Annotated in this window: 5 protein-coding genes; 2 read left to right on the top strand and 3 right to left on the bottom strand. The window is 65.0% G+C overall.

Going from position 1 to position 6,058, the window contains the following annotated elements; all coding sequences use genetic code 11:
• The first annotated feature begins 506 nt into the window (after window positions 1–506).
• Entirely contained in the window at window positions 507–1,025 is a 519-nt protein-coding gene (locus AB7P10_RS13870) for a GNAT family N-acetyltransferase (protein ID WP_056581635.1), read from the top strand.
• Window positions 1,026–1,154: 129 nt separating this feature from the next.
• Here the strand turns inward: AB7P10_RS13870 and AB7P10_RS13865 are convergent, their stop codons facing one another.
• The 3 genes from AB7P10_RS13865 to AB7P10_RS13855 all read right to left on the bottom strand — a co-directional run bounded on the left by AB7P10_RS13865 (window position 1,155) and on the right by AB7P10_RS13855 (window position 4,386).
• On the bottom strand, window positions 1,155–1,364 hold the full coding sequence (locus tag AB7P10_RS13865) for a hypothetical protein (RefSeq protein ID WP_056581629.1): 210 nt from the start codon (window positions 1,362–1,364) through the stop codon (window positions 1,155–1,157).
• A 62-nt stretch (window positions 1,365–1,426) separates the two neighbouring features.
• The gene (locus tag AB7P10_RS13860) at window positions 1,427–3,490 is read right to left on the bottom strand and encodes a ParB/RepB/Spo0J family partition protein (RefSeq protein ID WP_056581626.1); all 2,064 of its coding nucleotides are present in this window, start codon (window positions 3,488–3,490) and stop codon (window positions 1,427–1,429) included.
• Between the two features lie 65 nt (window positions 3,491–3,555).
• Window positions 3,556–4,386, bottom strand: a complete 831-nt coding sequence (locus AB7P10_RS13855; RefSeq protein WP_056581620.1) for a DUF932 domain-containing protein — start codon at window positions 4,384–4,386, stop codon at window positions 3,556–3,558.
• A gap of 706 nt (window positions 4,387–5,092) precedes the next feature.
• Between AB7P10_RS13855 and AB7P10_RS13850 the strand changes: the two genes are divergently transcribed.
• The gene (locus AB7P10_RS13850; RefSeq protein ID WP_056581617.1) at window positions 5,093–6,019 is read left to right on the top strand and encodes a hypothetical protein; all 927 of its coding nucleotides are present in this window, start codon (window positions 5,093–5,095) and stop codon (window positions 6,017–6,019) included.
• The last annotated feature ends 39 nt before the right edge of the window (window positions 6,020–6,058 follow it).

The following is a 6,058-nucleotide window of genomic DNA, read 5'->3' as shown; positions in this document are numbered from 1 at the left end:
CAACAAGACAAGGACGCACAGGCCGCCCGCTCCCGAATGGAGACAGGGCCGACTCGGCATCCCCGCGTGACGGCTTCACCGGCTTGCGCCCTGACGCGGGCCAGGTCAATGCCCCGACGACAAGGCCAGAGCGCCCCAGCCGCAGCTCGCGGCACATGCTTGAGGCGTGGTGAGGAAGCTCCATCGGGCGAGGCCGAGCGGTGTGTCGGTGAACCGTCCTTCGTGACGTACAGGCAACGAATCGCCAGCGTCGAGGACGGCACGCTTTTGCACAACCTGCCGCAGCAAGCCGGGGCGTAGCCCCACAAGCTCCGCCCATTGCGGCGGGGCGCAGCCTTCCTCGCAAGCGAAGCGCGCAGCGCCACAGGCGCGAAGGCGTGAGGGATTGAAGCCGAATGGCCGTGATTCGGCACGAAGCACGGGGCGCAGCCCGAAAGCCCGGCGGCGCCTCGCGCCGACACGCCCAGGCCGTTCTATATTTTCAGGAAGTAACCCAAGACAAGCCCATGACTCTCCAGCTCCGACACGAAACCCCGGACGACATTGCTGCCATCGAAGCCGTCACGACGGCCGCTTTCGCCGATGCGCCGCACACCAGCCACACCGAGCAATTCATCGTGCGCGCACTGCGCACTGCCAACGAACTGACGCTTTCCATCGTGGCCGAAGAACACGGCCAGATCATCGGCCATGTGGCCCTGTCGCCCGTGACCATCACCGACGGCCACGGCCGCCAGGCTGAGGACTGGTACGGGTTGGGGCCGATCTCCGTCCTGCCGCAAAGGCAGGGGCACGGCATCGGCTCGCGCCTGATGGAGCAGGCGCTGTCTGAACTGCGGGCCATGCAGGCCGCAGGCTGCGTGCTGCTAGGCGATCCCGCGTATTACGCGCGTTTTGGTTTTCAGGCCCATGCGGGCCTGCAACTGCCGGGCGTGCCGCCCGGCTACTTCATGGCGCTGGCCCTGCATGGGCCAGTGCCCGAAGGCATCGCGCGCTACAGCGATGCCTTCAACGCCACCGCCTGAGCCACCGCGAAGGCGGCGGCGTTCTGACTCGGCTGCTGGCCTTGAACACCGGGCGCGGCCACTGCCGCGCCCGGATTTTGCGTCCACCGCGCCCAGGACGGAACGGCCTGGGCGCGGTGCTGAACGCGGTTATTCCTTCGTCTCGATGAGCCACCACACGGCACGCGGCAAGGCGCGGCCCGTGATGGGGTGAATGTCGGTGAGGTCGGCGCGGGCCGACCAGCCCGAGGGCGGGCGGTAGCCGCGCACGTCGCCATCGTCGTGCCAGCGGCGAGCGCGTACCGTGCTGGGCGCGTAGATCGCCGCCATGCGCGGGCGGCTGCTGGTGATGCGGGTCATGGGGGCTTCTCCTTGCAGCGAAGCGCCCCGGTCGAGGCCGGGGCGCTTGCCTTCGGCGCGGGTCAAGCGGCCAGCGCCTCGGCGGGTTCATCCGCCATTGCCTCGGCATCCTCCGGGGCATCCTGCGCCTGCGTTTCCTGCGGCGCAGCTTCCGGGCCTTCGGTCTTGAAGATGGCAGGCATCCAGCCCGTGCCATCGGCCAACCGCTCGGCTTCGCTGGCAATGTCGGCCTTCTTCAACTTCGCCAGTCGCGTGACGTGCTCGGGCGCGTACTGGCCCACGGCTTCCAGAATCACGGCCTTGGAAACGTGCTTGAAGTAGCCTTCTGCGGTCGGCTTCCACCATGCAGCCATGTCGAGGCCCACGGCCTGCGCCAGTTCCTCGCCGGGCTGGTGCGGTGTGGCACGGGGCGTCACCACGTCCACCGTGGAAGCCACGCACACGGCCAGCAGCCGCACCAGTTCATCTTGCGGCTTCGCCAGCAGCGCGGCAAACAGTTCGGCGCTGTCCTCCGGCAAGGCTTCGCCCGCCACCTGTTGCAATTCGCACAGCGCCACGGCGGCGGGAGTTTCCGGCCAGTCCGGGGCCATGCCTTCCAGCCGGTCTTGCACTTTGAGGCCCACGCCCAGCGGCAGAGAATCACGGCTGCGGCCGTAGCGGCGTTCCTGCAAGACGGTCTGCACCATGCCATGCACCACGGCGGCCAGCGCGGCTTGCGGATGCCGGGCGACTTCGATTTGTAGCGCGGCGGTGCGGTGGGCGCTCAAGCGTTGCGCCAGCCGGTCGGACATGGCGGCGGTCTTGGGTGGCTCGTCGTCCTCGCCTTCGTCGTCGTTCGCGGCTTCGCCTTCGCTGCCGAAACCTTGGCGCAGCCTTTCCAGCGTGCGCAGCGCCTTGGCCTCGGCCTCGCGCATCAAGCCGCGATGAATCACGGCTTCGCCGTTGCGGTCGATGGTGACGATGGCACCGGCTGCGGCCTTCACGGTCGCGCCGTAGTCCTGCAAGCCATCTTCCAGCACCTGCAACTGCTCGCCCAGGGTTTCGCCTTCCTCCTGCAAGGCGTCGGCCTTTTCCTCATCGTCAGCGTCCAGCGCAGCATCCACGGCTTCGGCCAGTTCGTGCATCTTGGTTTGCAGCTTCTCGATGCGTGCGGCTTCACGCTTGTTCGGTTCGCGCCGCTCCTTCGGCGCACGCTGGAAGGCGTGCAGGTCGGCATGGGTCACGCCTGGCGTGGCATCCACCCATGCCCAGCCTTCGGCCTTCACCTCGGCAGCAATGCCCGTCAGCTTATTGAACGCCAGCCCTTCCAGCAGCGCGGCATCGGTCAGATACACGCCCGCGTCATCTTCGGCGAACAGGTCACGGCGGATGCCACCGCCTGCGGCCTCGTAGCTGTCCAGCCCGACGAAGCGCACCAGCGGATGCCGGTAGGCGTCGATTTCCCTTTCGGTGAGGCGTTCGCGCAGGTTGGACGGGTGACGCTGCCAGGTTGGCGCATCGTAGAACGCGCTTTCCTGCGCGGCGTGGTCATCGGTGATGGCAAGGGCCATCAACTGGTCAAGGCTCACGGCATCGGCGCGATAGTCGGCCATGAGGCGGGGCGACACGTTCGCCAGCTTCAAGCGGCGCTGCACCACCAGCGGCGTAACGGAGAAATCCGCCGCAATGTCCTCGATGGGGCGGCCTTCGGCCACCAGCGCCGCGAAGGCTTCAAACTGGTCTGCCGGGTGCATGGCTTCGCGCTGCACGTTCTCGGTGAGGCTGGCGGTGCGGGCGGTGCCATCGGCCACCAGCAGGCAAGGCACTTCCCATTCCTTGCTGATTCGGTGCTTTTTCGCCAGCAGCTTGAGGGCTGCGAGGCGACGGCCACCGGCCACGACTTCGTAATGCTCGCCATCGGCGGATGCAATCACGATCAGGTTTTGCAGCAGGCCGACACGCTGGATGCTTGCGGCAAGTTCGGGGATGGACATGCGCGGGGTCTTGCGCACGTTGCGGCCCGTGGGGCGCAGCACCAGCCGCGACAGTGGAACCAGAATCAGGTTCTTGGTCGGGTCGGCGGCTTCCAACGGGATAGCGGCGGCGGTATTGACGGCGCGGGCTTCGGTTTGGGTAACGGCGTTCATGGTGAATCTCCAATCGAGTGAAACAAGGGAATGGAGGGGAACCGCCCCTCCGGCGGGGAAACGGTTCAGGCTTTCAACTGGCGCAGGCCATCGGCCAGCATCCAGAGGGCGCGATTGAGGCGCACATCGGAATCAATGCCCTGCACCGGGCGGGTCTGCTGGCGGCGTCCGTTGGCGCTGCGGCCATGCAATCCGCCTTTGGTCAGGTTTTCCTGCGTGCGGTTGAACACGCTCCACAGGTCGGGGCGGCGGTCGTCGAACCGGCGCGGCATCAAGATTTGCGATTCGGTGATGGGCGCGGGCTTCTTGTCGGTGGGGTCGTACTTGAGGGCCAGCGCGGAACGGGCGAACACTTCGGCTTCGCCTTCATCCAGCGTGATAGCGCGCATGGCATCGCGGGAATCCTTCACCCGCTCGAAGCCGCTCAACACCTCGAAAGCGCCTTCGATGACGGAACCGGCTACGTCGCCCTTATGGGGTACGCGCACGTCCGCCACGGTGTCGCCGCACACAAGACCATTGCTGCAAACGAAGCGGAACATTCCGGCCAGCATCTGATAGCTGCTGGTGCCGTCATGCGAGTTCAGCAGCACGATTTCGTTGGCCTCTGCGCCGTTGATCTGGCTGGCGTGGCGCAGGCGCAGCATGTGTTTCGTGTGCTCGCGCTTGCCTTCATCGCGCACGCGGGTCTGCGTCACCATGAAGGGTTGAAATCCCTCCTTGCGAAGCTCGGTCAGCACGGCGGCGGTGGGGATATAGGCGTACCGCTGCGAACGGCTTTCGTGCGGGGCATCCGCGAAGATGGACGGGGCCACGCGATGAATCTGGTCATCGGACAGCGGGTAGTCACTGCGCAGCGAAGGGGAGCGGGAAGCGAAACGGGATGCGAGTTGCATGTCTTTCTCCTGAACAAAAAGGCTGTTGAAGAAAACCGCACACCGGATTCCTAGATTCGGAGCCCAGCCTTTCGGCTGTTCGGTGCGGTCGGCACGAGGAACCCGGTTGGCCCTGTTGCCACCGTCTTTCCTGAGTTCATCGCCCGCGACGGTCAGGAGCGCGCGAACGGGCGCCGTCAAGGAGGCAAGCGCAGGGTTGGTGCGGCCCGCAGGCGCAGCCGAGGACACGGCCCTGCGCGCCTTGACGGCACACGGGCGCGGGCTACAGTCGCGGTGAAGGTGATGAAGTCAGGGGAGACGGCTGGACAAGGCAACGGCCTTCCCCACACGCCGACCGCACGGCAAGCGAAGCGCGCAGGCCCGAAGCTGGAAGCCGGGCCGGAGGCGTCAGCCGAGCGGAGCGAGGGAACGATGGAAGCCCGTCAGGGGCGAGACGCCGCAGGCGGCTCGATGCGCAGCACGACAGCGCGACCGGCCATCTCCCAGGTGGCCGGGGACGCCCATGCAGTTTGGGCATCGCGGGATTTGTCTTCGGCGGATTTTTCGCGGACAATGTGGGCAAGGCCCTGTCCGCCTGAGCTTCGAGCGGCTCAATCAAGACTGCGTTCTGCTTTCCCCCCGTATTTCTTGCCACCACCATGCGATATCGCCTGGGCGTAGGCCAAGTAATCGCTCGATTGGCCTGCGCTGAAATCAGGAGAATCGTATGCCCATCGGCATTTCCGACCTTGCCCATTCTGTTCGCAAGAACAGCGTTTCTGTGGCCGCCCCTGTGCAGCTTGGCCATGCGCAGCAAATCATTGTTGCTGCACTCGGCTACAAGAGCCTTGCCGCCTACCAGGCCGCCCAGGTAGCCGCACTCGAACCCAAAGACTTGAGCAATGTCTACCACGTTGTACTCGACTACGACTCGCTCGATAGGCGCGCCAGCGAACTTGGCGCAGCCCCCGCGCCAAGCCAACTGCATGAGCTGATCGACGCAGCCTTCAAGGAACGAGCACCCCACACACACATTCACGCCTCTCACGCAGGCTTCGATAACTATCTGCGTGAGCATGTGGATCAGGTGGTCATCGAAGACGATGACGTGAACAGCGAGATGGCCAACGCCAATTACGATGGCATTGATGAGGTCTATTTCGATTTCGAGGTTGAGTCTGAAAACGTCCCCGTTGGCAGCTCGCTGGAAATCGACCTGGATGGCCATGTTGGCTTGGGCATCGACACTGAGCGTCCCTACGCGGGCCACATCGTGAATGTGGAGGGCACTTTGAGCGTGGAGCGATTGGGCAGCCAGTGCTTTGGGTCAGTGGACTGCCAAGTCACCAAAGCGGAACTCGATACGAACTGGGGGGATGACGACCACGACGGCGAGCCACCGCCGCGCAGCGTATCGCAATCCTATGCCGAACTGCTGGGCCTCGAACTGCATGAGGTTGGCAATCTCGCCGATGTAGAAGCAATGGAGTTGGACGGCAGTAGCGGTGAAATGGTCTACGGCTACCTCCTCGACTTCACGGACTACGCATCGCCCGAGATAGCGCAGAAGATCTTGCGCCGTCACTCTTCACTGCGTATCGAAGTCGGCCCTGGCTTCTTTGAAGGCGTTCGTAGCGACGACTGGCCTCGCTGACGATGCAGTAAGCGCATCCCGATACGGGATGCGCTGCTG

This window comes from Hydrogenophaga sp. (assembly GCF_050182545.1).
GTDB lineage: Bacteria > Pseudomonadota > Gammaproteobacteria > Burkholderiales > Burkholderiaceae_C > Hydrogenophaga.
Note: the sequence above shows the minus strand (reverse complement) of the source record. Positions and strands in the feature narration are given on the sequence as shown.

Excerpts from the sequence above, each read along its gene's own strand:
- AB7P10_RS13855 (WP_056581620.1), bottom strand. The coding sequence starts at position 4,386 with ATGCAACTCGCATCCCGTTTCGCTTCCCGCTCCCCTTCGCTGCGCAGT.
- AB7P10_RS13850 (WP_056581617.1), top strand. The coding sequence starts at position 5,093 with ATGCCCATCGGCATTTCCGACCTTGCCCATTCTGTTCGCAAGAACAGC.
- AB7P10_RS13870 (WP_056581635.1), top strand. The coding sequence starts at position 507 with ATGACTCTCCAGCTCCGACACGAAACCCCGGACGACATTGCTGCCATC.
- AB7P10_RS13860 (WP_056581626.1), bottom strand. The coding sequence starts at position 3,490 with ATGAACGCCGTTACCCAAACCGAAGCCCGCGCCGTCAATACCGCCGCC.
- AB7P10_RS13865 (WP_056581629.1), bottom strand. The coding sequence starts at position 1,364 with ATGACCCGCATCACCAGCAGCCGCCCGCGCATGGCGGCGATCTACGCG.